Here is a 26,628-nt window from a genome sequence, read left to right as displayed (position 1 = left end):
CCGCGCATCACGGCCGGCGGCGCGCCGGGCGAATTGTTGCGGCGCCGGCCCGACCTGATCGCCGCCGAACGGCGTCTGGCCGCCGCCAGCGCGCGCACCGGCGCGGCCGTCGCCGAGTACTACCCGAAACTGAGCCTGGGCGCGCTGTTTGGCAGCGCCACGGCCGGCGGCGCCCTGTTCGGCAGCGGCTCCGGCCAGGCCGCCGGCATGCTGGGCATGCGCTGGCGCCTGTTCGATTTCAGCCGCATCGACGCGCAGATCGAAGCTTCCCGCGGCCAGGAAGCCGAACTGCTGGCGGCCTACCGGCTCGCGGCGCTGCATGCCGTCGAAGACGTGGAAAACGCCGGCTCGGCCCTGCTGCGCCACGAAGAACAGGCCACATTGCTGGAGCAAAGCGTGCAAGCGTTTGAGCGCGCCCGCGCCGCCTCGCTGGCCGCCTACGAGAAAGGCGTGGTCAGCCGGCTCGATGTGCTGCAAGCCGACACGAGGCTGCTGCGCGCAGCGGACGCGCGTACGCAGGCGCAAACGGCATCGGCGCGCGCCGCTGTCGCCACTTACCGGGCGCTGGGCGGCGGCTGGCAGGCACCGCAGGCGGGAGCCGAGGTGGTGGCAGCCCGGTAAAAAAGGTCGTCAGAAGAAATGGCGCACACCCGCCATCACGCCATTCTGCGTACGCCCGGCGCCCACCGTGCCGCCCGCGTCCAGCGCCACGGCCGCCGCGCCATCATTGTCCATGCGGCCGATGGCGCCGTAGATGGCCGTGCGTTTGGATAAATGATAGGTCAGGCGCGCGGTGGCCAGGGTGGCATCGTTCGGGCTATCCTTGACGGCCAGTTTGGCGACCTGGCCATCGAGCACCAGCGCGGGCGCGACGGGCCAGGCGGCACCGAAATACAGCAACTGCGAGTCGACAGGGCCCGTGGCGGCGCGGATGGTGCGGTCGATGATGCCGCCGCCCAGCTTTAACTGACCGACCATGGCATAAGCGCTGGCGATCACGCGGCGGTCGAAGTGGCGGCTCGACGTGAGGCCGTTGGCCGCTCCCGCGTTACCGTACAGGATGTCGTACGACGCCGTGGCGCCGTAGCGGCCCGTGTCGTAGCCCAGCAAGGCGGTAATCTGGCGGCAAGCTTTCGCATTGCCCGCCACTTCGCCCGCGCAGCCCGTGGCGGCCGGACCGCCCGCCGCCGAGGCATCGCGCCCCAGGCTGTAGGTGGCGCCCACGGTCACGTCGGAAAACGTGCCCAGGTAACCGATGGCGTTGTCGCTGCGCGCATTCGGCAGGTACAAATCGAGGCTGCTGATGGAAAACAGGGCCGGCCCTATGATGTCGGACTTTTGCGTGGCCCAGAACGACATGTTCATCTGCCGCCCCAGCATCACGCTGCCATAGCGGCCCTTCAGGCCCACCCACGACTGGCGGCCGAACAGTCGCCCGCCCTGCCCCGCGACGCCCGTATCGACGCCGAAACCCGATTCCAGCGCGAAGATCGCCTGCAAGCCGCCTCCCAGGTCTTCCACTCCCTTGAAGCCGAAACGCGATGGCAATGCACCCGTCAAGGTGGGCATCTTGGTGACGCTGTCGCCGGCCGCATTGGCATTCGTCGTGTAGGCCAGCGAGCTGTCGAGCACTCCGTACAGGGTGACGCTGCCTTGCGCATAGGCGGTGCTGCAGGCGCACGCGCCCAGCAGCGCCATGGTGATGGCCTTGATTTTTTTCATGCTTGTCTCCGTTTTTGTAATTATTTATTCGGCGTCGGGCTGTGTATCCGGGTGCGCTTCGCGGAACGCGGGCAGCGCCTCGCAGTGTGCAACGATGCGGCGTATCGTGGGATACGGCGCCAGATCGCACTGGAAGCGAAGCGCGTTGTAGACCTGCGGCACCAGGCAGCAATCGGCCAGGGTCGGCGTGTCGCCATGGCAGAACGTTCCCGTGTGGGGACTATTTGCCAGTTCCGCTTCCAGCGCGGCTAAGCCGAGATGCGTCCAGTGCTGGTACCACGTATTCTTCTGTTCCTGCGACAGGGCCAAAGGCCCCGTCAGGTAATTGAGGACGCGCAGGTTGTTGAGCGGATGGATGTCGCAGGCGCACACCATGGCCAGCTGGCGCACGCGGGCGCGCCCCAGGGCATCGGCTGGCAGCAGCTGATGGCCTGCCTGCGTCTCGTCCAGGTACTCGATGATGGCCAGGGATTGGGTCAGCACGGCGCCGCCGTCCTCCAGCACGGGCAGCAGATGCTGCGGGTTCAGGCTGGAAAACGCCGGCGTGAACTGTTCGCCGCCATTGCGGCTCAGGTGCACGTAAGCCGTGTCGACAGCGAGGTGTTTCAGGTTCAGCGCGATGCGCACGCGGTAGGACGCGGAGCTGCGGTAATAGCCATGCAATTTCATACGGTGCTCTCTTTCAGGGTAGCGGGAACGCTGCTGGAGCCACTGCGGGTGCGCATCAGGCGGCCCATGGCCAGCAGGGCCAGGGACGCCAGCACGGCAGGGATGGCCAGCAAAAAGAAGATGGTTTCGTTATCGAGTTTCAGGGTCAGCATCAGGCCACCGGCCATGGAGCCGAGCACGGAGCCGCTGCGCCCCACGGCCGCCGCCCAGCTGACGCCCGTGGCGCGGCTCGACGTCGGGTAAAACGCGGCGGCCAGCGCATTGGCGCCCACTTGCGAACCACTGACGCCAAAACCCACGCCAAAGACGGCCAGCACCAGCAAGGCCAGGCTGCTGCCCGACAGGGCCACGACGATGATGCAGCCGGCGGCGGCAAGGTAGGCGATGCTCAGTACTTTATGCGGGCTGTAGCGGTCCATCCAGCGACCGAGCAGGATGGCGCCGACGGTGCCGCCCACCTGGAACATCATCGTCACGAGCGAAGCGTTCGACAGGGACAGGCCATTACCGTTGAGCAAAGTCGGCATCCAGCTCGACAGCAGATAGATGATCAATAAACTCATGAAGAACGTGGACCACAGCAGCAAGGTGCCGCCAATCACGCCGGGGCGGAACAGTTCCGCCATCGGCGAGCCGGCGAGTTTTTTATCGCTGACGACGAGGCGCGGCAAGGCGGCCAGGGTGGGCGCGATGCGGCGCATGATGGTCTCGCTGCCATCGCGCCCCTTCAAGACCAGCCAGCGCAAGGATTCCGGCAGCGCCAGCAGCAGCACGGGCACCAGCAGCAACGGCAAGGCGCCGCCCAGCACCAGCACGCCGCGCCAGCCGATCAGGTGCAGCAGCTGCGCCGATGCCAGGCCGCCCAGCGCGGAACCGATGGTAAAGCCGCAGAACATCATGGTCACGAGGCCGGAACGGCGCTGCTGCGGGCAGTATTCGGACGTCATGGTCACCGATGTGGGCATGGCGCCACCGAGGCCCAGGCCAGTCAAAAAGCGCAGCACCAGCAGCATGGTCAGATCCGTCGACCAGGCTGACAGCAGGCTGGCCGCGCCGAAAAAGGCCACGGAGACGATCAGCACGGGACGCCGGCCATAGCGGTCGGCCAGGGGCCCGAACAAAAACGATCCCGCCATCAGGCCAAACAGGCCGGCGCCGAACAGGGGCGCCAGCGCGGCTGGGGTCAAGCCCCACTCGGCGCGGATGGCCGGAGCGATGAAGCCGATCGAGGCCGTGTCGAAACCGTCGATGGCGACGATCAAAAAGCATAGCCAGAGGATCAGCTTCTGGTAGCGGGAAAACGGGTGGCTGTCGAAGAAGTGCTGGACGTCGGTGCCGGCGTGGGTAGTCATTGTCTTGTCTCCATTGTTATTGTTCGCTTGGGCTGCGCAATCTGTGCCGCGCTGGCCCGGTGCTTTTACTTGACGGCAACGGTGATCGGCGTCAGGCCGGCGATGCGCGCTTCCATCGTCTGACCGCTGCTGACGGCGCCCACGCCTTCGGGCGTGCCCGTCATGATGATGTCGCCCGGCTGCAGCTCGAACAGGGTCGACAGATTGGCGATGACTTCATTGACGGACCAGATCAGGTGCGTCAGGTCGCTCGTCTGCACGACCTTGCCGTCGACTTCCAGCACGATGGCGCCCGTGGTGATTTCGCCGCTGTCGGCCATCGGCGTGAGCGCGCCGATGGGTGCCGAATAGTCGAAGGCCTTGCCGATTTCCCATGGCCGCCCCTGTTCGCGCATGCGCATCTGCAGGTCGCGCCGCGTCATGTCCAGGCCCACGCCGTAGCCGAAGATGTGCGACGCCGCGTCCTCCAGGGCGATGTCCTTGCCGCCCTTGCCGATGGCGACCACCAGTTCGATCTCGTGGTGGTAGTTCAACGTCTGCGCCGGATACGGCACGGTGGCCGTCACGCCGGGCGGCACGGGCACGACGGACTGCTCGTCATTCGGCTTGCAGAAGAAGAATGGCGGTTCGCGGTCGGGATCGAAGCCCATTTCGCGCGCATGGGCGGCGTAGTTGCGGCCCACGCAGTAGATGCGGCGCACGGGAAACTGGCTGTCGCTGCCGACGATGGGCAGGCCGGCGATGGCTTGGGGGGCGAAGATGAAGTTGGTCATTGTGGGTTCCTGTTGATGGTCTTAACCCCAAGGCAAGGACTGGGGTCGGACCCTCAGGGTCCGACCCCGGCTCTTCACGGGGTGGGCAAAAAATGGTTCAATCGGTCAAAAACTGCTCGCGCAGCACGCCCATCGCTTGCTGCACGGGGCGGTCGGAAAAACTGAACAGCACGACGTCGTCCTGCGGGCAGTCGAAGGAGACAAGGGCCCACGATGGCACGACGAAGGTGTCGCGCGGGGCGAAGTCAAACACCTGCGCGTCTATCGTCACCTTGCCGTGGCCTTCGACGACGCTGTAGACGGTGCCATCCGTGCTGCGTGCGCGCTTGCCGGCAAACCCTTTCGGCAGCAGCTGCATGAAGGTGGCCATGGTGGGCATGGGCGAGCCGCCCGTCAGCGGGTTCACGTATTTGAGCTTGTAGCCTTGCCAGTCGTCGATGGCGTCCGTGCGCGACAGCAGGTCCAGCGCTTCGCGCGAGCGGGCATACGGGTAATTGAAGATGGGCGAGGTGGCGCCCTGATGCAGCGACTTGACGGGTGCCATGTTGTAGCCGTAGCGGGCGAAGCTCTGGCCTTCCGGACGGCTGACGGTCTGGCTGTCTTCTGTGTCGTTTTCCGCGAAACCCGAGTCGAAATAGCGCAGCATGGGAATGTCGAGGCCATCGAGCCACACCACCGGCTCGCAGACGCCGTCGATACCCAGGTTGCCATGGTCATGCCAGGTCCAAGACGGCGTGATGATGAAGTCACCCGGGTGCATGGTGGTGCGCTCACCCGCCACCGTCGTGTAGGCGCCCTGCCCTTCGATCACAAAGCGCAACGCGGACTGGCTGTGGCGGTGCGAGGGCGCCACTTCGCCCGGCAAAATCAGCTGCAGGCCCGCGTACAGCGATTGCGTGATCGACGAACGCCCCGGCAAGGCGGGGTTTTCCAGCACGAGGACCCTGCGCACGGCTTCGTGGGCGGTGATGACTTCGCCGGCGCGCGCCAGTTGCGGCGCGATGTCGGCGTAACGCCACAGTGCCGGGGCATACGGCGCCGTCGGATAGGGCGGCACGAGGGTGTGCAAGGATTGCCACAGCGGCGACAGATGCATGCCGCTCAAGGCTGCATATAAAGCTTCGCGTGCGGGCGTTTGATGGGAAGTCATGCTGCCTCCTTCTCGGTGGTGGCCAGACAGGTGCGCGCCGTCCAGCCATACAGCCAGGCCAGCGCCTCATAGAATTGCGCGGGCGTGCGGCCGCGCCACAGGTCATTGCGCACCATGCGTTCGACACCCTTGGCGTGGTACAAACGGCCCATCTCGCGGGCCGACAGCACGACCCTCGCCGTGCGGGCGATGCGCGAACGCTGGTACAGCTGGAAGGCGGCAGCCATGTCGAAGTCGCAGGCGCGCACGGCTTCGCCCAGGGTGACGGCGTCTTCCAGCGCCATGCAGGCGCCCTGCGCCAGGTATTGCAGCATCGGATGGGCCGAGTCACCCAGCAAAGTCATGCGCTTGGTGCTCCAGTTGGCGACGGGATCGCGGTCGGCCGTGCTCCAGCGTTTCCAGCTGGTCGGCTTGTGCAGCAGCTGGCGCGGCTGATCGTGGACGCCATCGAAGTAGGACAGCACTTCTTCCTTGCTGCCGTCCGTGACGCTCCACTGTTCCTGCTCGCGGCTGTGGAAGGTCACCACCAGGTTGTATTGCTCGCCACTGCGCAGCGGGTAGTGCACGAGGTGGCAGTTTGGCCCGGCCCAGACGACGGGCGCATTCCAGCGCAAGTCGGCCGGCATGTCGGCGGCCGGCACCACGGCGCGGTACACCACGTGGCCGGAAACGCGGACCTGGTCGCCGACGATGCGCTCGCGGATGACGGACTTGACGCCATCGCAGCCGATCAGCGCATCGGCGCGGAAGCTGCGCCCCGCCGCATCGAGCACGGTGACGCCGTCCGCATCTTCCTCCACGCTGCTTACGTGCGACGAGGTGACAAAGGTGATCAGCGGCGAAGTGCGCACGGCGTCGAGGATGGCGCCGTGGATGTCGGCGCGGTGGATCACTGCGTAGGGATTGGCGAAGCGTTCGCGGAAGGCGGCATCGACGACGAAGGTGCCCACTTCCGTGGCGTCGACGGCGTCCATCATCACCAGGCGTTCCGTGAACACGGCCTTGGCGCGTGTGCATTCACCTACGCCCAGCGCGTCGAGCGCGGCGAAGGCGTTGGGCGCCAGCTGGATGCCGGCGCCGATCTCGCCCAGGGTCGAGGCCTGTTCCAGCACGGTGACGGCCAGCCCCAGGCGCGACAGGGACAGCGCGGCGGCCATGCCGCCAATGCCGCCGCCGACAATCAATACCGACGGTTTGTGGATAGCTTCCATTTCTTTCCTCCAATTGATCTGTGTGCTTGCGCGATGCACGTTTGCCGTGCTCTTGGTATGGCAAACAGTGTGCCGACAGGTCAATATTTGGTAAAGCGATGGAATACAATAGCTACAATCAAGTTTTTAAATAATGGTGCTGCCCATGTCGCGCTTCGATATCGAACTGCTGTTCATCTTTGACGAGATCTATAAAAGCCGCAATGTGACGCGCGCGGCGGAAAACCTGGGCTTGCCGCAATCGACGGTAAGCATCGGCCTGGGCAAGCTGCGCACGCATTTCGGCGATCGCCTGTTCGCGCGCACCTCGAAAGGCATGGAGCCGACGCCACGCGCGCAGAATGCCGTGCAGGACGTGCGCGCCGCGATTGCCGCCTGGCAGCATGCGCTGGCCGACCAGCCCGTGTTCGACCCGGTCGCCAGCACGCGCGAATTTGCCATCTGCATGACGGACATCAGTGAAATCGTGCTGCTGCCCACCCTGCTCAACCATCTGCAGCAGATCGGGCCCGGCATCACCTTGGACGTGTCGAAGATCGCCACCGACACGCCGGCGCGCCTGGAGGGAGGCGAAGTGGACCTGGCCGTGGGCTTCATGCCGCACCTGGAATCGGGGTTTTATCAACAAAAACTGTTCGACCAGCACTTTGTCTGCCTGGTGGCCAGCAGCCACCCGCGCATCCGCGACACGATGACGGTGGAAGAATTCCTGCAGGAGGGGCATATCGAAGTGAAAAGCTCGGGCACGGGCCATTCCATCGTGGAAAAAGTACTCGCGACGGCTGGCGTGCAGCGGCGCATCGTGCTGAAACTGCCCAGTTTCCTCGGTGTATCGCGCATCGTCGCCGAAACCGAGTACATCGTGACGGTGCCGTACCGCTATGCGCTGCAGATGCAGGACCATGAAGCGTTCCGCATCCTGCCCCTGCCCGTGCAACTGCCCAGCTTTTCAGTCAAGCAGCACTGGCACGAGCGCTACCATGAAGATGCGTCGAACCGCTGGCTGCGCCAGACGATGGCGCAGCTGTTTGGGGCGGCTTGAAGTGATTTAGTCGCCGGACAGCAACTGGTTCGCCGTCCGGGCGTCAAACGCCAGCCGCGCCGCATCGATGGCGTCGCGGTGGCCATGGGCCCAGGCGCCCAGCGCGCTGATGGGGATCAATAGCGAACGCCCCAGGTCCGTCAGGGCGTAGTCGACGCGCGGCGGCACGGTGGGAAATACGGTGCGCGTCACGAGGCCGTCGCGCTCCAGCCCGCGCAGGGTCAACGTCAGCATGCGCTGTGAGATGCCGCCGATCAGGCGGCGCATCTCGTTGAAGCGCTTGGTGCCATTGCCGAGCAATATCACTACCATCACGCTCCATTTGTCGCCCACGCGCGTGAGGATATCCGTGATCGGGCGGCAGGAAGCGGCCACGCCCGCATGGCCGCCCTCGTCGCGCATGCGCCGTTCCAGCTCCGCTCCTTGCGCGGCGGCGTCGCCCATAGTCACATCCGTGTGCCCCAGTGTGGAAAAAGTGCCTTCTTGTGCGTTCATTTGATAGTCACTATATTTAACTCGGTTACAAAAACATACCACCCGATCATACCACCCAAGAAGGCACACATGAACATCCTGCACATCGATTCGAGCATCCTCGTCGAGCATTCCCTCAGCCGCCAATTGTCCGCCGCCATCGTCGCCCGCCTGCAAGCGGCCGCGCCCGGCGCCACCGTCCAGTATCATGACCTGGCCGCGCAACCGTTGCCGCAATTTACGGCAGCCCCCAGCGCCGCCGACGGCGCAGCGCTGGCCGGCGCGCTGGAGCAAGTGCTGGCCGCCGACGTCATCGTCATCGGCGCGCCCATGTACAACTTCGCCATCCCCAGCCAGCTCAAATCGTGGCTCGATGCGCTGGCCGTGCCCGGCAAAACCTTCCAGTACGGCGCCAGCGGCCCCGAAGGTTTATTGGGCAGCAAGCGCGTGATCATCGCCTCGACGCGCGGCGGCTATTACGGCGCCGACACGCCGATGGCGGCCCTGGAACACCAGGAAAGCCATCTGCGCGCCTTCCTCGGCTTCCTCGGCATTACGCAAATCGAGATCGTGCGCGCCGAAGGCGTCAAGGTCAGCGACGCAGCCAGAGAGCAAGCCTTGGCGGGGGCCTTCGAGCAGATCGGGGCGCTGCAAGCCGCGTAAGGAGTGCCGGCTGCGCCGCAAGCCGTCGCGGTGCAGCCGGCAAGGAAGCGCCAGATGCGCTAAGCTGCTGGCACCCCAACCACAAGGACCTCCATGACCCTGATCATCGTCGCCACCATCGATGCCCAAGCCCAACATATCGACGCCGTGCGCGCCGCCCTCGAAGCCGTCGTGGCACCGAGCCGCGCGGAAAGCGGCTGCCTGCGCTACGAACTGCACCTCGACAACAAGATACCCACGCGCTTCATCATGCTGGAAGAATGGACCGACAAGGCCGCCCACACGGCGCATGAAGCGACACCGCACTTCAAGACGCTGGTCGCCGCCGTGGGCGACAAGGTCGTCAACATCGACATCGCGGAATTGAGCAAGCTGAAGTAACAGCCGGCGCGCCGCGCAAGCGCGCGGCCATCTTGGCAAGTTGCCATCTATAATATGGCAACTTTTCTTTATGGCCATCATGACTCCATTTTCCTGCATACGCGGCGCCGTAGCGGCAGCCGCCCTGACAATTTGCGCTTGCGCCTCGGCGCAAGCTCCCCTGACCAAGCTGGTGGGCGAATACAATCTTGCCTCGTCGGCAACCGTGCCGGCCAGCACCTGGGGATACGCCAAAGGACGCATTTCGGTCAAGCAACTCGACGAGCGGCACCTGCTGATCGCCCTGTCGTGCGAGTGGAAACGCGAGCCGAAGGCAGTCTGCGGCGATTACTTCTATGCCCAGCAGCGCGACGACGGCCTGTATCTGCAGGACATGAATACCTTTGCCATGCGCGTGTACTTCGATCCCGCCTCACGCAAGCTCACCATCATCTCGCGCGGCGCCGACGCCAAACAGAGCGTGCGGCACGACGTGTTCGCCGCCACGACGGCACCGCTCACGGATCCCGCTTTGGTAGGCCGCATGAAGCGCGAACTGTCGAATGCCGACAGCAAGGAAAACCGGCGCGTGTTCGGGCCCTACACCAAGTGGGACTATCAGGAAAACCGCATCGAGTTCCAGCGCCAGGACTTGACGGCACCATGATGCCGCGCCTGATCCAGCCCCTGCGGCGCCAGCTGCTGCGCCTCGCCGGCGTCCTGCTGTGTTCGCCCGTGCTTGCACGCGCGGCAGACAAGGACCTGCCCAGCGCCGTGCATCAGCGCATCCTGGCCACCCTCGACGCTCCGCTGCCGAAAATACTCAATGTGCAGCATCTGGCGCTGATACGGCACTTCAACATCGGCTGGTCGCCTGTGGAAAATGGCGCGCCCATGCTCAATCCGGCCTACCCGCTGGGCAAGGGCGACACCCTGCAACTGGCCATGCAGGCCATCGCCAGCAAGGATGCGGCGCTGGCCGCGCAGCGCCTGATGGAAGCGGCGCTGCTGCTGCCCCACTTCGTGCAGATGGCCGACCTGAAGCCAGGCAGCTATGCCAACGGCAAGGCGCCCTTCGCCCTGACCGGGCAGCATCTGACACTGCTGCGGCAACAGTCGTGGATGTCGCTGGAAATGCTGGGCATGGCGGCGGAAGACTACCTGGCCGAAGGCTATTGGCCCACCCCGTCCGTGGACGGCAAGCGGCCGTATGGCGACTTCACGAATTACCCGGTGGAAATGGCGCAGGCGCTGGGCCTGCCCGTGCGCAAGGAAGCGAACGGCAACCTGGCCATCACGCCCGCGCTGCGAGCGGAACTGAAAACGCTGCACCAGCAGACCATGCCGGCGCTGCAAGTATTCGTGCGGGAAGCGGGCTTGCGGCGCAATACGGTCTGACACGCAGGCAGCCTGGACGGGCGCAATGGAACTACCCTTTTTCAATTCCGATCATTTTTGGCGGCGACGGGTCTTTTCTGCGCTCGCATACCAATACACGCAATGCGACAGATAGCGGCACGCCATTTGTGTGCAAATATTTGGCTGCCACGGCGGTGCCAAGCATTTCCTGGAAAATAATCGCCACATCTATTTTTTGTGCCATCAATGCATCGATCCGCCTGGGATGATCAAGCGCCACCTGCGCGAGCCCACCGATGTAATTTTTATTTACCATGTAAATTCATGTCAAGTATGGGACAAGCACCGTATGCTCCCGCTTCAGCCTGCCGCAATTCGACAGACCGCCTTGATTGATCCTTTTCCAGTACCAAGTATTTTTATTTCTTCAAGCAGACATCACTCACTGAACCACTGCTGCCCCCATATCCTAGCAGTAAGAATATATTCTAAAATCAATACACAAAAAACATTGACTTATATCAACTCAGATAATGTAGCAGGCATGGAATTGTAAAAATATAAAATTAATATTCCATTGGGAAATAATTTACCAACCACAAGAAACATTAATTCCCATCTGGAATTTATTTTATTTAGAATAATATAAATTTCCCAGTGAAATTTTTAACAGACGAGCGATTCCTTCGTGCGCTAGAGAAAATTTTTATATAGTAATATTTAAAAGATATTCAAAGCATTTTGGGTGAGCATTCCGGATGGTAAAAAAAAGAAACACTTCATACGTCATCGAGTTTACGCAGCGAACGACGCGGGTATTAAGGTCGCTCAATGTTGAGTCTGGAAGGATGAAGATTGATATCAAAGACACGGCGATGCCGTTCGACACGCGTATAGTCGATGCCTGGGTCAGCATCGAAGACGGCATCCTGTGGCTGGAGCATGAAACGGGAGAGGACTATACGGTGAAGATCAGGCTTGCAACAGTGCTACGCTGGTCACGTGAGCCCAAATGGTAAGCAGACTGCCGGCCCCACGCGGCACTTTTCCAGTTGGGTTGCCACCGTGCAGGAAGCGGGCTTGAGGCGCAATGCCTTGCCATAAGCGGGGTATTACAAGGCATCGAGGTTTGCCAGCATCTTGCGCGCCTGTTCCTTGAAATCGGCGATTGCCGCCTCGTCCATCTTCTCCAGCTGGCGATACGCCATGCCTATGCGGGGATTGCGTTCCAATGTGTCCGCGTTGCGATGGAAAAAATCCCAGTACAGGGCATTGAAGGGACAGGCGCGCTCGCCGATGCGCGCCTTTTTATCGTAATGGCAGCCCTTGCAATAATCGCCCATGCGGTCGATATACGCGGCGCTGGAGACATACGGCTTGGTGGCCAGCAGCCCGCCATCGGCGAACTGGCTCATGCCGACGGTGTTGGGCAGTTCTACCCACTCGAAGGCATCGATATAAATGCCCAGGTACCAGCCATGCACCTTGGCAGGATCAAGGCCGGCCAGCAGCGCGAAATTGCCGATCACCATCAGGCGCTGGATGTGATGCGCATGCGCCTGTTCCAGCGACTGGGTGATCGCCTGCGACAGGCAATGCATCTTCGTCTTGCCATCCCAAAACCATGCCGGCAGCGGGCGCGCATGGCCAAAGAAATTCTTCTCGGCATACCCAGGCATATGGGCCCAATACACGCCGCGCACATATTCGCGCCATCCCAGTATCTGGCGTATAAAACCCTCGGCTGCGGCCAGCGGCGCATGGCCGGCCTGATAAGCCGCTTGCGCCCTGGCGACGACTTCGCGCGGGTTGAGCATTTTCACGTTCAGCGCGAACGACAGCAGGGAATGAAACAAGCGCCAGGCCTTGACGCTCATCGCATCCTGGAAGTCGCCAAAATGCGGCAAGGCCCGCTCGATGAAGGCATCGAGCTGCTGCAGCGCTTCATCCCGGTTCAGCGCCCACGCCAGCCGCTCGGCATGCGGCGCGCCGAAGCTCTTCACGCCTGCGGCGACGATGCTTTGCCATAGCAAAGAATGGTCATGCACGGTGCGCGGATCCTGCGGCTCGGCGGGCGTGCCGCGCCAGGGCTTGCGGTTATCGTGGTCGAAGTTCCACTGGCCGCCGACGGGCTTTTTCGCGTCTTCCATCAGCACCTGATGCGTGCTGCGCATCTGGCGGTAGAAAAACTCCATCAGCCACTGCTTGCGTCCGGCGAAAATATCGGCAGCCTCGTGGCGGGCCGTGTAGAAATGGTCGCTGTCGACCATCAGCCATGGTATGCGCGAACGGCGCCCGGCCTGGTACAGCTGCTGGTCGAGGCGCCACTCGTCGGGCGCCTGGTATTCGAAGGCGGCGGCGTCATAGTGGCGTATCAGCGCTTCGATATTCTCCGGTATCGACAGCGTGCTTTCCACGTCGTCGATGGCGATGTAATGCACAGTGTGGCCGAGCTGGCGCAAATGGCGCGCCAGCTCGCGCATGGCAGCGAAGATCGCCAGGATTTTCTGCGCATGATGCAGCACATAATCGGTTTCTTGCCGCACCTCCATCAAGACATAGATGGTGGCGCCATCAAGCTCGGTGAACCAGCGATGCCGCGCATTGAGCTGGTCACCGAGTATCAGGCGCAGCGTGGGCTTCGGTGAGGTCATGATTATTCTTTGCAATGGTTGAAATCGCCATGGCCGCGCTTATCCTTGCGGCACCGGCTGCGCCGCGGGAGCAGGCGCCGCCTCCTGCACCGCCTTGCCATGCGACTCCTGCCCGCCCTCGCCTTCGGGCGGCATGGCCAGCGGCGCCTGCGGCGCGCCTTCTTGCAGCATGTCACCCGGCTCTTCCACCGGTTCATCCTCGGGCTCGTCGACCGGCTCCACGTGACGCAGCGGCGGAGGTGGCTTGCCGCCGGGGAAGATGGCATCGCGCGACAGCTTGCCCGTGTCCAGCGCCGTCTTGAAGAAGTCGCCCACCACCAGCACGGCGTTGTGGCCGCCCTGGCCCCAGTAATTGCTGCGCATGGTGACGCGCGCGTCATTGAAGCCGACCCAGGCGCCGCCCACCAGTTCCGGGTGCATCAGGATAAACCAGCCGTCCGCATTGTTTTGCGTGGTGCCGCTCTTGCCGGCCACGTCGGAACGGATGCCGAAGCGGCTGCGGATGGCCGTGCCCGTGCCGCGGTCGATCACGCCGCGCATCATGTCCGTCAGGGTGGCGGCCGATGCTTCCTGCATGGCGCGCTTGGGCTTGTCTTCGCCGAAGCGGGCGATGACCTTGCCTTCGCGGTCGGTGATGTGCGTGACGACAAACGGCAGGCGCGCCTCGCCCTGGGCCGCGATGCTGGCGTAGGCGTTGACCATTTCCAGCAAGGTGACGGGACTGGTGCCCAGCGCCAGCGACGGCACTTTTTCCAGCTTGCTGTCGCGAATGCCGAGCGCGCGCGCCAGCTTGATGATCGGCGGCAAGCCCACGTCCTGCATCACTTGCGCCGTGATGGTGTTTTTCGAATACACGAGGCCGTCGCGCATGGTCATGTCGCGCCCCGTCGTGCCGCTCATGTCCGTCGGGCGCCATTTGGTGCCATCGGCCGCCTTGATATCCATCACTTCATCGCGGTAGACGTGCTCGGGACTTAAACCCTTTTCCAGCGCCGCGCCATACACGATGGGCTTGAAGGTCGAGCCAGGCTGGCGCGCCGCCTGCGACACGTGGTCGAACTGTTCGCGCGCAAAGTCGCGGCTGCCCACCCAGGCGCGCACGGCGCCCGTGGCCGGGTCCATGGCCGTAAAGCCCGCTTCCAGGCGCGTCTTCGACTTGCGCAGGGCCGCCATGAAGGCGCGGTCGCCCTTCAGTTGCGCCAAGGCTGCCTCGGGCGTGCCGCCGGCCGCCGTCAGCTTGCGGTAGTCGCCCGACTCGCGCACAAAGCTGTCGAGCAAGCCAGGATGCGATTTCCAGAAATAATCGAAGGCCACGCTGCCGCCCTGCATGCCCGCGTACATGCCCGTCGAGGTGGACGACGGCACACCGGCGCGGCTCCATTCCACGTCGGCGATCGCCTGCAGGGCATTCGCCTGGCGCTCGACGGCGCGCTCGGCCGCCTGTTGCAAGTCATGATCGAGCGTGGTGTGCACAATCAAGCCGTCGCGCTCCAGGTTGTAGTCGTTCTCGTCGGCCCACTCGATCAGCCACTTGCGCACATAGGCCGTGAAATGGCTGTCCGATTGCGCCCGCTCGCTCTGGCGCTCGAAATGCAGGCGCAGCGGACGCTTGATCAACTGTTTATAGCGCGCCTCGTCGATGACGTCATGCTTGCGCATCTGGCCCAGCACCACGTTGCGGCGCTGCAGGGAACGCTCGGGATTGCCGACCGGATTGTAGTAATTCGTGCCCTTGAGCATGCCGACCAGGGTGGCGCTTTCCAGGATGTCGAGGCGCGAGGCGGGCTTGTCGAAGTAGGTGCGGGCCGCCATTTCGATGCCGTAAGTGTTGTACAGGAAGGGTACCGTATTCAGGTAGGCTTCCAGAATTTCCGTCTTGCTGTAGGTGGCCTCGATTTTCAGGGCCGTGATCAGCTCTTTCAGCTTGCGGTTCAGGTTGCGCGAACGGCCGATTTCCTCGGGAAACATATTGCGCGCCAGTTGCTGCGTGATGGTGGAACCGCCCTGGGGGTTGCCGCTTGCGGTGTGCAAGACGGCGCCCGCCGTGCGCGTAAAATCGATGCCGTGGTGGTCATAGAAGCGGTGGTCTTCCGTCGAGATCAAGGCGCTGATCACGTTCGGCGAAATCTGCTTCAAGGTGACCCGTTCCTGCAAGCCCTGGTCGAAGCGGGCCAGCTCCTCGCCATCGGCGCTGACCATGGTGCTCGGCGCGGCCGCGCGCGCCTGGCGCAAGTCGTGGATGCTGGGCGTGAGGGGAATCAGCAACAGCATGTACATGGTCAGCAGCGCCAGCACGGCCAGGAAAGACCATAGCCCCAGCACCAGCGCGCGCCGTACGGGCGGCAGGGTCATCAGGTGCGCGTGGCCACGCCGGTACAGCGCCACCGCCTTTGTCCACACCACTCCCGCCACGCGCAAGGCTTGCGCGCGCGCCCATGTCCATGCCTGCCGTGCTTTTTCCTGAAACTGCTCCATGCCTGATGCCATGCTTGTAACCTTGTCTGATGCCGGGAAATCCGTTTCAGCAAGTATATAGGGCGGGCAACAAAGCGGGCCGGAATTTACGCCAGGCAAGCATCGAGGCGCGCCAGGGTGACGCCGACATAGGCGCCCACGCAACGCGCGTCATGCGTCGTAAACGGGTTTTCAAGTTGCAGCAGGCCGCAATCGCAGATGACGGGATCGACCTGGGTCACGACGCCCAGCGCCAGATAGCGCCAGCCATCAAGGCGCTGCAAGCGCTTTTCTTCACCCGGGTTGGCGCGGAAGATGGCGTCCCAGTCGTCAAGTTCGCTGGCCATGGGCCACAGTTCGAGCTGGACGTGCGTGCCGGCGGCCATCTGCGCGCCGCCAAACTCGTCCATCACGTGCAGGCGCTGGCCATCCACCTCGATGATGGCTTCCAGGTAGTCGCCATCGGTGGCGATGAAGGTGGCGGCAACGATGCTGGCCGTCACTTCTGCGCCTGCTCCAGCATGGCCGGCAATTCCTTCAACATGGCGTCGCGCGTGCGCAAGCCTGCGGACTGCTGGCCTTTCTGCTCGTCCTGCACCAGGCGCGCAAAGACGATGCTGCGCTCGCCCTTGCTGGCCCAGCCCACGAACCAGCCGTAGCCATGCGCTTCGTCAAAGCTGCCGTCGGCCTTGCGCGGGAAGGCCGCGCCCGTCTTGCCATGCACTTGCCAGCCGCCCACGTCCGCCAGGCGGGTCAGGCGCTGCGTTGCTTCCATCGCCTGTTTCGTCACGGGCAGCTGGTAATTGACCAGCTTGCGCAAGAACCCCAGCTGTTCCAGCGGAGAGATTTTCAGCGAAGAACTGATCCACGAGCGCTCCAGGCTGTTGTCCTTGCCCGGATCGCCCGTGACATCCGCATTGCCATAGCGCAAAGCCTTCGCGTATTTCTGGAAGCGGTCGGCGCCCAGCGCCTGCGTGATCTGCTGCGAATACCAGACGACGGAATACTGCATCCAGCGCGACGGGTCCGTATCCTGGCGCCAGGCTTCGCCGCCCCAGTCCACGTAGCCCTGGCGGTACGGCAGGGCCGGCTTGTGTTCGTCCTTGAGGAAGCCGGCGTCATAGCCCATCAGGCTGAGCGCGATCTTGAACGTGGATGCGGGGGTGACTCTGTCGAGGCAATTGCCCTCTTGCAGCAAGACGGCGCCCGTTTTGGCATCGGCCATGGCCGTGCAGATGGTGGCGGCCCGGGCCTGCGAAGCGGCCAGGGTGGCGGCCGTCAGGCCGAGGATAAACTGGAACAATGCGCGATATTTCATGGGCCTCCGGGGTTGGGGGAGAAGGACAAAGCGAAATTGTACCGGGCAGCACGGCGCGATGCCAGCGCTGATAACATTGCCTTGACGTTAGTGACCGCCCGGCTGGCGTTCCCGCTTCAGCCGCTCCTCTTCCAGCTCGTCCATGCCCAGCTTTTCCTCGTCGATCAGCGCATGCTCGCGCCGTTCGCGTTCCAGCTCCGCTTCCAGGCTGTCATCATTGACTTCCCGCTCGATTTTCTCCGGCATGCTGTCCTCCTTCACGGTGGTTGAGTGAAAAGCTCAGGCAAGCTTGCCCGCCTGCGCCATGGCATCGTGCGGATGCAGGCTTTCCATATGCCGTACGGTAACACGCGCCTGCGGATGGCGTGGCGCCAGCACCGCCTGCACGCGGCGGGCCGCGTCTTCCACATACATCAGGTTAGCACCATTCAGGCGCGCGAACGCCTGTTCGTCCGCCCGTTTCACGGCCGTCTGCAGCGGCGTCGCCAGCGCCGCTTCCACCAGGTCGATCAGGGGGAACAGCTCCAGCTCCGCCTGTTCCGTCAAGAGCACGGTGACCGTCGCCGTGCTGCGCTGGCTGTGCGGCGTGGCCAGGCTCGCGTGTTCCTGCAGCCAGGCGCGCGCGGCCGCACCGTCGATGGCGCCCGCGCCGAACTGCGCAGCAAAGGCGTCGGCGAGCAGTTGCCGCGACAGCGCCGCCGAACACGGGCAAGTCGACGAGTAGCCGATCTCCACCGTCAGGGATAGCGCAAAGCCCTGCGGCGAGCAGCTGGCCTGCAGGCGCACGGGGTACGATTTCCAGCCCGACAGCCCCGCCGTCAGCAGCGCCGGCTGGCGCCGCAGCAGGGGAAACGCCAGCGCCATGCGCGCCTGCGTGCTGCCGCAATCGGCGTGACTGTCCACCATGCGCCGCAGCACGGCGGCCAGCGCACCCGCATCGAGCGGCTGCGCGGCGGCAAACGCATCGAGCAGCAGATACAGGCGCGACATGTGGATGCCCTTGACGTGCGGGTCGGGCAAGTCGACCTGCACGTCGGCCCAGGCATGCACTTGCTGCGCCTGCCCGCCCTCTTCCAGCCACAGGGGCAAGGCGATGCCCTGCATGCCGACCCACTCGAGCGGCAGGGGGCTGCCCAGATGGGGGCCGGCCGCCACGTCAGGCAGGGGCGAGGAAATCGAATCGCGCTTCATGGGATGACTCCATATGCAAACAAGTTGCATATCATGAAGAAAAATTCCCGCATTTGCAAGCAACTTGCATTAATGCGCGTATTGACGGCTCAACTGGCCTTGCGAAACGTCAGATTGATGCGCTGCGGGCCCAGTACGGCATGTTCACCTTCCTTCAGCGGCGCCACGCCGTGAAAGCGCAGGCGGTCGGCGCCGCCCCACACCACCACGTCGCCGTGCAGCAGGCCGATGCGCGCCGCCTTGTCGGCCCGCTCGGCTCCGCCGAACAGGAAGGTGGCGGGCAGCCCCAGCGAGACGGAGACGATGGGCGCGGTGAAATCGCATTCATCGCGGTCCTGGTGCAGGGCCATGCGCGCGCCGGGCGCATAGCGGTTAAGCAGGCAGGCGTCGGGAACAAAGCCCGGATAGCCGGCCGCCTGCGCCGCCGCCTGCGCCAGGCGCAGGAACACGGGCGGCATCGGCGGCCAGGGAAGACCGCTGTCCGGATCGCGCCGCGCATAGCGGTAGCCGCGTCCATCCGTGACCCAGCCCAGGGGGCCGCAATTGCTCATGGCAACCGACATGCGCAAGCCGCCCGGCGTGGCCATGTGGCGCAGGGGCGCGGCCAGCACGATGGCGTCCAGCGCCGGCAGCAGCTCGTCCAGGTAAGGCAGCGCGAAAGCGCGCAGCAGGACGGACGCGCACGAGCCCGGCACCAGCGGCACGGGGCCGGCCGGGACTTGTTCTTCATCGGCGAACAGGGACAGGTTCATGCCGCCTATTTTAGCCGCGCCATGGAAAAAGCGCGCGCGGCCGCCCCATGGTGCGCTACAGTAGCGCTTCCAGCCACTACCCGACTCCCTGACGATGGATCATTACGCCGATTTGCTGCAAACCCTGGCGCAGCAGGAAGAATCCCTGCAATTCGAACGCTTCGACAACGACGCCGCGCTGGCCGTGGGCCTGTGGATCGTCGAAGAAGTGCGCAAGCGGGGCAAGGCCGTCACCGTCAACATCACGCGCAATGGCCAAGTGCTATTCCACCACGCCATGACGGGCGCCACGGCGGACCAGGCGGACTGGATACGCCGCAAGAACAATACGGTGCAGCGCTTTTGCCGCAGTTCCTATTACATGGGCATCTCGTATAAAAGCCGCGGCAGCACCTTCGAAGACGTGAAATACCTCGATGACATCGAGTACGCGGGCCACGGCGGCGCCTTTCCCCTGCTGATACGCGGCGTTGGACTGGTCGGCACCGTCACCGTTTCCGGCCTGGCGCAGGCGGACGACCACGCGCTGGTGGTGGCCGCGCTGCAGGCGCAGCTGGACGCGCACTGACGCCTCGCAGGCGCCATCCGCGCCAGCTACCGGGACAGGCTCTAAATGCGCTGGCCGCCGTCGATGGGAATTTCCGCGCCCGTGATGTACGAGGCGCGCTCGCTGCACAGGAACTCCACCAAATCGGCCACTTCGGCCGTCGTGCCCAGACGGCGCAACGGAATTTGCGTGTCGACGATGTGCGAGGTGCCAGGCGACAGGATGGCCGTGTCGATCTCGCCCGGTGCGATGGCGTTGACGCGCACGTTCAGCGGCGCCATGTCGTTGGCCATTTCGCGCGTCAGCGACGCCAGCGCCGCCTTCGAACTGGCGTAGGCCGAGCCGGCAAACGGGTGCACACGGTAGCCGGCGATCGAGCACAGGTTCACCACGGCGCCGTGCGCGTTCGACAATTCCTGCGCGAAGCCGCGCGTCAGCGCCAGCGGCGCAAAAAAGTTGGTGTTGTACATTTCCTGCCACGTCTGCATGTCGGTGGTCAGCGAATTGACGCGCGAGCCGCCCGGCCCCTTCGGCGACACGCCCGCATTGTTGACCAGGGCGTGCAGTTTCGAGTCGCCCAGCATGGGGCGCAGGGTCTCGACCATCTGCCCGATCTGGCTCAGGTCCGACAAATCCATGCACACATGCGTGTTGTGCTCCTGGCTGCGCGGGCAACCGCCGGGAATCGGGCTGCGCGAGACGGTGATGACCCGCCAGCCCAGGCTGCGGAAGCGTTCCGCGACGGCGTGGCCGATGCCGCGGCTGGCGCCCGTGACGATGGCGGTTTTCTGTTCACTTTTCTGTTCAGTCTTGTGCTCAATGTGCGTCATGTTCTTCCTCGTTCTGTTCTTGTTCGCTTGCGCCGGCGTGGATGCGCTCCTGGCGCATGACATAGGCCAGCATCTGCGTGCCGCCGTCGAGAATGTCCTGTTCGATGGCGCGCCGCGCGGCCGCGCCGTCGCGCTGGCGCAGCGCGCTGATGATGGCGTGGTGGTGGCCCACCCGCATGTCGGGCGAAAAGCTGGCGTAGCCGGCGGCGATCAGGGGCGCCGTCTGCATCCACAAATGGTCGACGAAGCGTTTCAAGGTCGGCATGCCGGCCGCCTGCGCCAGGCCCAGGTGAAACGCCTGGTTGCATTGCAGGGCCGCCGCCAGGTCGTGCCGCGCGATGGCCTCTTCATTCGCCTGCAGCAGGCGCTCCAGGTCGGCCAGGGTAGCGTCGTCGATGCGCTGCGCCGCTTCGAACGCGCCCAGGCCTTCCAGTTCCAGGCGCAGCGCGCGGATTTCCAGGTAGCGCGCCACGCTCAGCACGGGCACGCGGAAGTCACGGGGCGAGCGCAGCACCAGCGCCTCTTCCTGCACCAGCTGCAGCATGGCGTCGCGCACGGGCGTGACGCTCGTGCCCAGCTGCAGCGCCAGCTCGCGGATGCGCAACCGGTCATTCGGCTGGAAGCGCCCGCCCGCCAGCGCTTCGCGCAGCATGGCATACACGGACTTGCCCAGATTGACGTGCACCAGACTGTCCAATTGATGGTTCATGCGTGTGTTTGATCGTTGAAAAATTATGATGCATCATACATCAATGTGAAAAACAGTGTTTTTCCCTGCGTGCGCCGAAGACAGCAAGCGCCGCCAGGCCGTACAATCAGCCGCCACCGTCTCGAAAGGAATGCCTTTGAACTGGGATTATCCGCACGCCCATACCCTGCCCGTCACGCCCGAAGCGGGCGACATCGATGGCTTGCAGCACACGAATAACGCCGTCTACGTGCGCTGGTGCGAGCATATCGCCTGGCACCATTCGGCCACCCTGGGGCTGGGCCTCGACGACTACCGGCGCCTGGACCGGGCCATGGCGATACGCCGCGGCGAATACGACTACCTGCTGCCGACGCGGGCCGGCGAAGCGCTGACCCTGGCCACCTGGCTGTGCGCCAGCGATGGCCGCTCCAGCATGGAACGGCGCTTCCAGCTGATCCGCGACAGCGACGGCGCCACCGTCGTGCGTGGACGCTGGGACTTGATCTGCATCGAATTGAGCAGCGGGCGCGCGCGCCGCCTGCCGCCCGAGTTTCTGGCCGTGTACGAACCAGCCATCGTCGCGGCGGGCGCGTAAAAGCGGACGCCTGGGCCGCCGTTTTGCGCGCCGTTCGGCGAAGATGCGGGGCTTTTCTTGCGCCTCCGCAGTGCAACATGCATTTCGCTCCTGATTTGCCCGTGCATGCTTTAGAATCAGCGACCTCAGCCCCGTAAAAACAGGATAAAACATATGACGGCAGTCGGGAATACCGAACCACAAGAGCTCAAGCGCGGCCTGAAAAGCCGCCACATCCAGCTCATCGCCCTGGGCGGCGCCATCGGCACCGGCCTGTTTCTGGGCATCGCGCAAACCATCAAGATGGCCGGCCCCTCGGTTCTGCTGGGCTACGGCATCGCCGGCGTCATCGCCTTTTTGATCATGCGCCAGCTGGGCGAGATGGTGGTCGACGAACCCGTCGCCGGCTCTTTCAGCTATTTCGCCGACAAATACTGCGGCCACCTGCCCGGCTTCCTGTCGGGCTGGAATTACTGGGTGCTGTATGTGCTCGTCAGCATGGCCGAACTGACGGCCGTCGGCATCTACGTGCAGTACTGGTGGCCCGGCGTGCCCACCTGGGTCTCGGCGCTGATCTTCTTTTGCGTCATCAACGCCATCAGCCTGCTCAATGTGAAGGCCTTCGGCGAGATGGAATTCTGGTTCGCCCTGATCAAGGTAGTCGCCATCATCGGCATGATCGTCTTCGGCGCATACCTGCTCGCTTCCGGCGACGCGGGCCCGCAAGCCTCGGTGGCCAACCTGTGGCAGCACGGCGGCTTCTTCCCGAATGGCTGGCAGGGGCTGGTGATGGCCATGGCCGTCATCATGTTCTCGTTCGGCGGCCTGGAACTGGTCGGCATCACGGCGGCCGAGGCGGATGATCCGAGCACGACGATTCCGCGCGCCACCAACCAGGCCATCTACCGCATCCTGATTTTCTACATCGGCGCGCTGGGCATCTTGCTGTCGCTGTACCCGTGGCAAAACGTCGTCACCGGCGGCAGCCCCTTCGTCCTGATCTTCCATGCGCTCGACAGCAACCTGGTGGCCACGGCCCTGAACGTGGTGGTGTTGACGGCCGCCCTGTCCGTCTACAACAGCGGCGTGTACTGCAACACGCGCATGCTGTTCGGCCTGGCCAAGCAAGGCAATGCGCCGCGCGCGCTGCTGCACCTGAACCGCCGCGGCGTGCCGCTGGTGGCGCTGGGCGTATCGGCCCTGGCCACTGGCGCCTGCGTGGTGGTCAATTACTTCATGCCGGGCGAAGCGTTCGAAGTGTTGATGGGCCTCGTCGTGTCGGCGCTGATCATCAACTGGGCCATGATCAGCTGGATCCATTTGCGCTTCCGCGCGCAGAAAAAAATCGAAGGCAAGACGACCTTGTTCCAGAGCCTGGGCTACCCGTTCACCAACTACCTGTGCCTGGTGTTCCTGGCAGGCATCCTGGTGATCATGTACCTGACGCCGGGCCTGCGCATTTCCGTCTACCTGATACCCGTGTGGCTCGCCGCGCTGGGCGTCGGTTACTGGATCAAGCAAAGCAAGGCCAAGGCATAGGCTTGCGCCGTATTTTGCAATCGGCAAACAAAAAGCCCGTCTTCGCAGACGGGCTTTTGACATTGGAGGCTGCCGGTTTTACGCCGTGGCGGCCCCACTCTCTTCCGGCAGCACATCGGCTCGCCACATGCTGATGGTCATGCCCGCATACGACTGCAGCAGCACGTCGTCGCTCAAGGTCAGCATCGCCTGCTGGCGCTGCTCCGCCTTTTTCTCTGGAGTCATGCCCAGCTCGTCCGTCTTGTAAGGCCCCAGCACGGGCAGCAAGTCGCGCAGCACGGAATAGTTGCCTGGCGTGGTCTTGTCCGATTCCAGCTTGCCCAGGAAATACTTCATGACGCGCTCGGACTGGTTGCCCTCCTGCCGCAAGCTCGCCTTGACCATCTTGCCATCCTTGTACGCCACTTGCGCATCGCTGCTGGCCGTATCCTCGATCTGGTGATAGGTGTAGTTCTGCGATTCCGTATTGTCCAGCAGGCGCAGCGGCACGCCGGGGACGAGCGTTTCATGGAAGCTGGCGCTCAGCTTCGATTGCTGCTGCTGCCGGATCGACCGCTCGTCCTGGCTGGCGCCGGCCTGCTCCGTCTTCTGCGACACTTCATAATTGAAGCCATCCCTTTCCGCACTGCGCATGGGATTGCTGAATTTCACGGTTTGCGACACGGAGGCGCTGAAATCGGCCAGTCCCGTCAGGATGGACTTGTCCTCGGCCGCCAGGCGCCACTTGCCCGTCGCGGGACTGTCCGTGGCCACTTGCGGCGCGGCGGCGTTGCTGTGCAAGGCAGTGAAGCTATCCTTGAGCATGGACACCAGGCCCGCGTCGCCATGGCCGCGCGACGCCGCCTGGTCGAACTGCTTCATATAACTGTCCAGCGCCTTGGCTTGGCGCTCCTTGCTGCCCAGGGTATTGAGCTGGCTGGCGTCGACCTTCAGATCGACGCTGCCGGCCAAGCCGCTGAAGCTGACCTTGCGCTGCGCGCCATCAGCCTGGAAATCGAGGGTTTGAACACTTTCCGGCTCGCCGCGCACCTTCACTTCCGCATGCAGCTTCACCGACTCGAGCACCTGCTGGTCGAACTGCATCAAGCCTTCCAGCTTGATTTTCGGCGTACTTTCTCCCATGCCGTCGATGGCTTCCTGGAAACCCTTCGCCAGCTCGCCCAGGGCGCGCGCTTCAGCGTCGCTGAGGTCGCCGCTGGTCGTCATGTTCACGGCCAGACCGTCGCCCTGGCTGTCGAGCGACAGCTTGACCTCGACGCCGCTCTTGGTGGTGATGCTGAGGGACACCCGGTCTTCGCCATTGCCATGCAGGCTGCCGGGCGCGATGCCGGATGCGCCATAGATATTCGGCGTGGTGCTTGGCGGCGGCTGCCGCATCGCCTGCGAGAAATTATAGTTTCCCAGCTTGGCCTGTCCCAGCATGGCCGCGCCCAGGCCGCTGAAGCGGCCGCCAAACGCGTACGACGAGAAACTCTTCGTCATCGCCTCGCTGACCTTGTCGCGCGTCGTGCTTTCCCACACCAAGGGCGCTTTCACGAACGCTGCCGGCTTGCCGTCGTTCACGCTCTCCGGGCTGAGCGCGACGATGACGGACGGCGTGGATGCGGGCGCCGGCGCCTCCGTGCGGTTCGACGTGGTGGCGGAGGCCCGTGACGGGGCGCTATTCCAGCTGGACAGTGGAGAAATGGAGGTCATGGCGCTGTCACCTTGCAAATGGAGAGAAGAGGCATCATAAAAGTTCGATATGGTTAGTTTTTTTGCAATCACCTGGCGCCAGGCAAACCTGGCGTCACGTTATCTGGCGTGATGGCAAGTACTGCATGGCAATACTGCATTAACGGCAAGAAACGACAAAGCATGAGCGTCGGGGAAATGAAACATTTTCATGCCGCCAGCCTTGACTAACCACAACAAGTTGAATCTCTGCCGGGAATGTCCATTAAAATGCCAATATGGAACACAAGATTCTGCACGCCCCGCTGGCCAGCTTTACCGACTTGTTGCTCGATGCCGTGTGCATGGTCGACGTGGAGGGGCGCTTTGTTTTCGTCAGCGCTGCCTGCGAACGCATCTTCGGCTATACGCAGCAGGAAATGATCGGCAAGCGCATGCTCGACCTGGTCGCTCCCGCCGACCGCGCGCGCACCCTGGCCGCCGCGCAAGCCATCATGGATGGCCATGCGCAGACGCACTTCGAGAACCGCTACCTGCGCAAGGATGGCAGCCTGGCGCACATCATGTGGTCCGCCCGCTGGTCCGCCGCCGACCAGCTGCGCGTGGCCGTGGCGCGCGACATCACCTTGCTGAAACAGGCGCAGGCAAAGCAGGCTGCGCTGTACGCCATCTCCGAAGCCATGCAGGCCACGCAGGACTTGCCCGCCTTGCTGCACCGCATCCAGCAGATCATCGGCGAACACTTGCCGACGCGCAGCCTGACCTTGCTGCTGCATGACGAACACGGCGTGCAAGCTCCGATGACTTCCCATGCCGACGACAGCGCGCCCCAGCCAACCTCGTCCCTGGCCAGCCTGCTGTGCGACGAAGTGCTGCGCAGCGGCCGTCCGCTGCGTCTGCAGGCGGGACAACTGGCCGGCCTGCCGGCGGCGCTGCAAACGGCGGCCTGCGCCCTGTCCTCGTGCTGGCTGGCCGTGCCGCTGTATTCTTCCCTGGGCAGCATCGGCGCGCTGGCCCTGCAAGGGGGCCAGGACGCCGTCATCGGCTCGGCGCAAGACCAGGATCTGCTGCAATTTGTTGCCAAGCAACTTGCCACCGCCATCGAGCGCCGCCAGTTGCAGACGCAAATGCAGTTCATGGCCATGCACGACGAGCTGACCCGATTGCCCAACCGCCGTCTGTTCCACGACCGCCTGCACACGGCGTTCGCGCGCGCGCACCGCCAGGAAGGCCGGCTGTCGCTGCTGTTCCTCGACCTCGACAATTTCAAGCGGGTCAACGACGAGCACGGCCATGCCTGTGGCGACCTGCTGCTGCAAACGGTGGCGAGCCGCCTGCGCGATTGCATGCGTGAAACCGACACTCTGGCCAGGATGGGCGGCGATGAATTCGTCGTGCTTCTGGAAAGCAATGCCGCGCCGGTGGACGTCAGCCTGATCGAGCAAAAGATCCATGCGGCCCTGGCTGCGCCGCTGCACCTGGGCAATGGACAACAATTGCAGATCGCCGTCAGCATCGGCGTGGCCCACTATCCGGAAGATGGCGATACCATGCAGCAGTTGCTGCGCCATGCGGACCGGGCCATGTACGCTTCGAAGGTGCTGGCCGCCGCCTCGCGCTAGCCCACAC

At 63.8% G+C, this 26,628-nt stretch carries 29 protein-coding genes; 11 read left to right on the top strand and 18 right to left on the bottom strand.

Features of this window, described 5'->3' with window-relative positions; all coding sequences use genetic code 11:
* A partial coding sequence (locus KO539_RS29430; protein ID WP_219313871.1) for a TolC family protein occupies nucleotides 1–621 on the top strand: 621 nt, incomplete at its 5' end.
* Nucleotides 622–630: 9 nt separating this feature from the next.
* Here KO539_RS29430 and KO539_RS29425 read toward each other — a convergent pair.
* From KO539_RS29425 to KO539_RS29400, 6 genes are all read right to left on the bottom strand, one after another.
* Nucleotides 631–1,722 (bottom strand): porin, encoded by a 1,092-nt coding sequence (locus KO539_RS29425; protein WP_219313869.1) that lies wholly within the window; start codon nucleotides 1,720–1,722, stop codon nucleotides 631–633.
* Nucleotides 1,723–1,746: 24 nt separating this feature from the next.
* Nucleotides 1,747–2,391, bottom strand: coding sequence for a maleylacetoacetate isomerase (maiA, locus tag KO539_RS29420; RefSeq protein WP_219313867.1), 645 nt, complete (start codon nucleotides 2,389–2,391; stop codon nucleotides 1,747–1,749).
* Nucleotides 2,388–3,743, bottom strand: coding sequence for an aromatic acid/H+ symport family MFS transporter (locus tag KO539_RS29415; protein ID WP_219313865.1), 1,356 nt, complete (start codon nucleotides 3,741–3,743; stop codon nucleotides 2,388–2,390). Before KO539_RS29415 ends, maiA begins: the two co-directional genes overlap by 4 nt.
* A 65-nt stretch (nucleotides 3,744–3,808) precedes the next feature.
* On the bottom strand, nucleotides 3,809–4,516 hold the full coding sequence (locus KO539_RS29410) for a fumarylacetoacetate hydrolase family protein (protein WP_219313863.1): 708 nt from the start codon (nucleotides 4,514–4,516) through the stop codon (nucleotides 3,809–3,811).
* A gap of 97 nt (nucleotides 4,517–4,613) precedes the next feature.
* Nucleotides 4,614–5,666 carry a gentisate 1,2-dioxygenase gene (gene gtdA, locus KO539_RS29405; protein WP_219313861.1) on the bottom strand — a complete coding sequence of 351 codons (1,053 nt, stop codon included), beginning with the start codon at nucleotides 5,664–5,666 and terminating at the stop codon, nucleotides 4,614–4,616.
* Entirely contained in the window at nucleotides 5,663–6,877 is a 1,215-nt protein-coding gene (locus tag KO539_RS29400; RefSeq protein ID WP_219313859.1) for a 3-hydroxybenzoate 6-monooxygenase, read from the bottom strand. Before KO539_RS29400 ends, gtdA begins: the two co-directional genes overlap by 4 nt.
* A 145-nt stretch (nucleotides 6,878–7,022) precedes the next feature.
* Between KO539_RS29400 and KO539_RS29395 the strand changes: the two genes are divergently transcribed.
* Nucleotides 7,023–7,919, top strand: coding sequence for a LysR family transcriptional regulator (locus KO539_RS29395; RefSeq protein ID WP_219313857.1), 897 nt, complete (start codon nucleotides 7,023–7,025; stop codon nucleotides 7,917–7,919).
* A gap of 6 nt (nucleotides 7,920–7,925) precedes the next feature.
* Here KO539_RS29395 and KO539_RS29390 read toward each other — a convergent pair whose 3' ends face one another.
* Nucleotides 7,926–8,321 (bottom strand): helix-turn-helix domain-containing protein, encoded by a 396-nt coding sequence (locus KO539_RS29390; protein ID WP_219313875.1) that lies wholly within the window; start codon nucleotides 8,319–8,321, stop codon nucleotides 7,926–7,928.
* A gap of 162 nt (nucleotides 8,322–8,483) precedes the next feature.
* Here KO539_RS29390 and KO539_RS29385 point away from each other — a divergent pair, with 162 nt between their 5' ends.
* The 4 genes from KO539_RS29385 (at nucleotide 8,484) to KO539_RS29370 (ending at nucleotide 10,814) form a co-directional block, all read left to right on the top strand.
* Entirely contained in the window at nucleotides 8,484–9,056 is a 573-nt protein-coding gene (locus KO539_RS29385; RefSeq protein WP_219313855.1) for an FMN-dependent NADH-azoreductase, read from the top strand.
* A 93-nt stretch (nucleotides 9,057–9,149) separates the two neighbouring features.
* Nucleotides 9,150–9,437, top strand: a complete 288-nt coding sequence (locus KO539_RS29380) for a putative quinol monooxygenase (protein ID WP_219313853.1) — start codon at nucleotides 9,150–9,152, stop codon at nucleotides 9,435–9,437.
* A gap of 79 nt (nucleotides 9,438–9,516) precedes the next feature.
* The gene (locus tag KO539_RS29375) at nucleotides 9,517–10,083 is read left to right on the top strand and encodes a hypothetical protein (protein ID WP_219313851.1); all 567 of its coding nucleotides are present in this window, start codon (nucleotides 9,517–9,519) and stop codon (nucleotides 10,081–10,083) included.
* On the top strand, nucleotides 10,080–10,814 hold the full coding sequence (locus KO539_RS29370) for a hypothetical protein (RefSeq protein ID WP_219313849.1): 735 nt from the start codon (nucleotides 10,080–10,082) through the stop codon (nucleotides 10,812–10,814). Before KO539_RS29375 ends, KO539_RS29370 begins: the two co-directional genes overlap by 4 nt.
* A 31-nt stretch (nucleotides 10,815–10,845) precedes the next feature.
* Here KO539_RS29370 and KO539_RS29365 read toward each other — a convergent pair whose 3' ends face one another.
* Complete coding sequence (locus KO539_RS29365) at nucleotides 10,846–11,091, bottom strand: hypothetical protein (protein ID WP_035819385.1); 246 nt, start codon at nucleotides 11,089–11,091, stop codon at nucleotides 10,846–10,848.
* 532 nt (nucleotides 11,092–11,623) lie between these two features.
* Between KO539_RS29365 and KO539_RS29360 the strand changes: the two genes are divergently transcribed.
* Nucleotides 11,624–11,794, top strand: coding sequence for a hypothetical protein (locus KO539_RS29360; RefSeq protein ID WP_158300136.1), 171 nt, complete (start codon nucleotides 11,624–11,626; stop codon nucleotides 11,792–11,794).
* 93 nt (nucleotides 11,795–11,887) lie between these two features.
* Here the strand turns inward: KO539_RS29360 and KO539_RS29355 are convergent, their stop codons facing one another.
* From KO539_RS29355 to alkB, 7 genes are all read right to left on the bottom strand, one after another.
* Complete coding sequence (locus tag KO539_RS29355; protein WP_219313847.1) at nucleotides 11,888–13,429, bottom strand: cryptochrome/photolyase family protein; 1,542 nt, start codon at nucleotides 13,427–13,429, stop codon at nucleotides 11,888–11,890.
* Between the two features lie 39 nt (nucleotides 13,430–13,468).
* Nucleotides 13,469–15,916 carry a penicillin-binding protein 1A gene (locus tag KO539_RS29350; protein WP_219313845.1) on the bottom strand — a complete coding sequence of 816 codons (2,448 nt, stop codon included), beginning with the start codon at nucleotides 15,914–15,916 and terminating at the stop codon, nucleotides 13,469–13,471.
* Between the two features lie 74 nt (nucleotides 15,917–15,990).
* Nucleotides 15,991–16,386, bottom strand: coding sequence for a hypothetical protein (locus KO539_RS29345; protein ID WP_219313843.1), 396 nt, complete (start codon nucleotides 16,384–16,386; stop codon nucleotides 15,991–15,993).
* On the bottom strand, nucleotides 16,383–17,201 hold the full coding sequence (gene blaOXA, locus KO539_RS29340; RefSeq protein WP_219313841.1) for a class D beta-lactamase: 819 nt from the start codon (nucleotides 17,199–17,201) through the stop codon (nucleotides 16,383–16,385). Before blaOXA ends, KO539_RS29345 begins: the two co-directional genes overlap by 4 nt.
* Nucleotides 17,202–17,288: 87 nt before the next feature.
* A complete protein-coding gene (locus KO539_RS29335; RefSeq protein ID WP_157814607.1) occupies nucleotides 17,289–17,447 on the bottom strand; it encodes a hypothetical protein in 159 nt (52 codons plus the stop codon).
* Nucleotides 17,448–17,480: 33 nt separating this feature from the next.
* Nucleotides 17,481–18,392, bottom strand: coding sequence for a GTP cyclohydrolase FolE2 (folE2, locus tag KO539_RS29330; protein WP_257626551.1), 912 nt, complete (start codon nucleotides 18,390–18,392; stop codon nucleotides 17,481–17,483).
* Between the two features lie 89 nt (nucleotides 18,393–18,481).
* Complete coding sequence (gene alkB, locus KO539_RS29325) at nucleotides 18,482–19,144, bottom strand: DNA oxidative demethylase AlkB (RefSeq protein ID WP_219313839.1); 663 nt, start codon at nucleotides 19,142–19,144, stop codon at nucleotides 18,482–18,484.
* A 94-nt stretch (nucleotides 19,145–19,238) separates the two neighbouring features.
* Here alkB and KO539_RS29320 point away from each other — a divergent pair, with 94 nt between their 5' ends.
* Nucleotides 19,239–19,712 (top strand): heme-degrading domain-containing protein, encoded by a 474-nt coding sequence (locus KO539_RS29320; RefSeq protein WP_116744637.1) that lies wholly within the window; start codon nucleotides 19,239–19,241, stop codon nucleotides 19,710–19,712.
* A 41-nt stretch (nucleotides 19,713–19,753) separates the two neighbouring features.
* Here the strand turns inward: KO539_RS29320 and KO539_RS29315 are convergent, their stop codons facing one another.
* Nucleotides 19,754–20,521 carry an SDR family NAD(P)-dependent oxidoreductase gene (locus tag KO539_RS29315; RefSeq protein ID WP_176389919.1) on the bottom strand — a complete coding sequence of 256 codons (768 nt, stop codon included), beginning with the start codon at nucleotides 20,519–20,521 and terminating at the stop codon, nucleotides 19,754–19,756.
* On the bottom strand, nucleotides 20,508–21,230 hold the full coding sequence (locus KO539_RS29310; protein ID WP_219313837.1) for a GntR family transcriptional regulator: 723 nt from the start codon (nucleotides 21,228–21,230) through the stop codon (nucleotides 20,508–20,510). Before KO539_RS29310 ends, KO539_RS29315 begins: the two co-directional genes overlap by 14 nt.
* A gap of 136 nt (nucleotides 21,231–21,366) precedes the next feature.
* Here KO539_RS29310 and KO539_RS29305 point away from each other — a divergent pair, with 136 nt between their 5' ends.
* The gene (locus tag KO539_RS29305; protein WP_219313835.1) at nucleotides 21,367–21,807 is read left to right on the top strand and encodes a thioesterase family protein; all 441 of its coding nucleotides are present in this window, start codon (nucleotides 21,367–21,369) and stop codon (nucleotides 21,805–21,807) included.
* A 153-nt stretch (nucleotides 21,808–21,960) separates the two neighbouring features.
* Nucleotides 21,961–23,325, top strand: a complete 1,365-nt coding sequence (locus KO539_RS29300) for an amino acid permease (RefSeq protein WP_219313833.1) — start codon at nucleotides 21,961–21,963, stop codon at nucleotides 23,323–23,325.
* Nucleotides 23,326–23,403: 78 nt separating this feature from the next.
* Here the strand turns inward: KO539_RS29300 and KO539_RS29295 are convergent, their stop codons facing one another.
* A complete protein-coding gene (locus KO539_RS29295) occupies nucleotides 23,404–25,020 on the bottom strand; it encodes a hypothetical protein (protein ID WP_219313831.1) in 1,617 nt (538 codons plus the stop codon).
* A 257-nt stretch (nucleotides 25,021–25,277) separates the two neighbouring features.
* Here KO539_RS29295 and KO539_RS29290 point away from each other — a divergent pair, with 257 nt between their 5' ends.
* Complete coding sequence (locus KO539_RS29290; RefSeq protein ID WP_219313829.1) at nucleotides 25,278–26,621, top strand: diguanylate cyclase domain-containing protein; 1,344 nt, start codon at nucleotides 25,278–25,280, stop codon at nucleotides 26,619–26,621.
* Nucleotides 26,622–26,628 lie beyond the last annotated feature (7 nt).

It is taken from the genome of Janthinobacterium sp. NKUCC06_STL (assembly GCF_019345455.1).
In the GTDB taxonomy this organism is placed as follows: Bacteria; Pseudomonadota; Gammaproteobacteria; order Burkholderiales; family Burkholderiaceae_D; genus Janthinobacterium; species Janthinobacterium rivuli.
The sequence above is the reverse complement of the archived record's forward strand: the minus strand, read 5'-3'. Positions and strand labels throughout refer to the sequence as shown.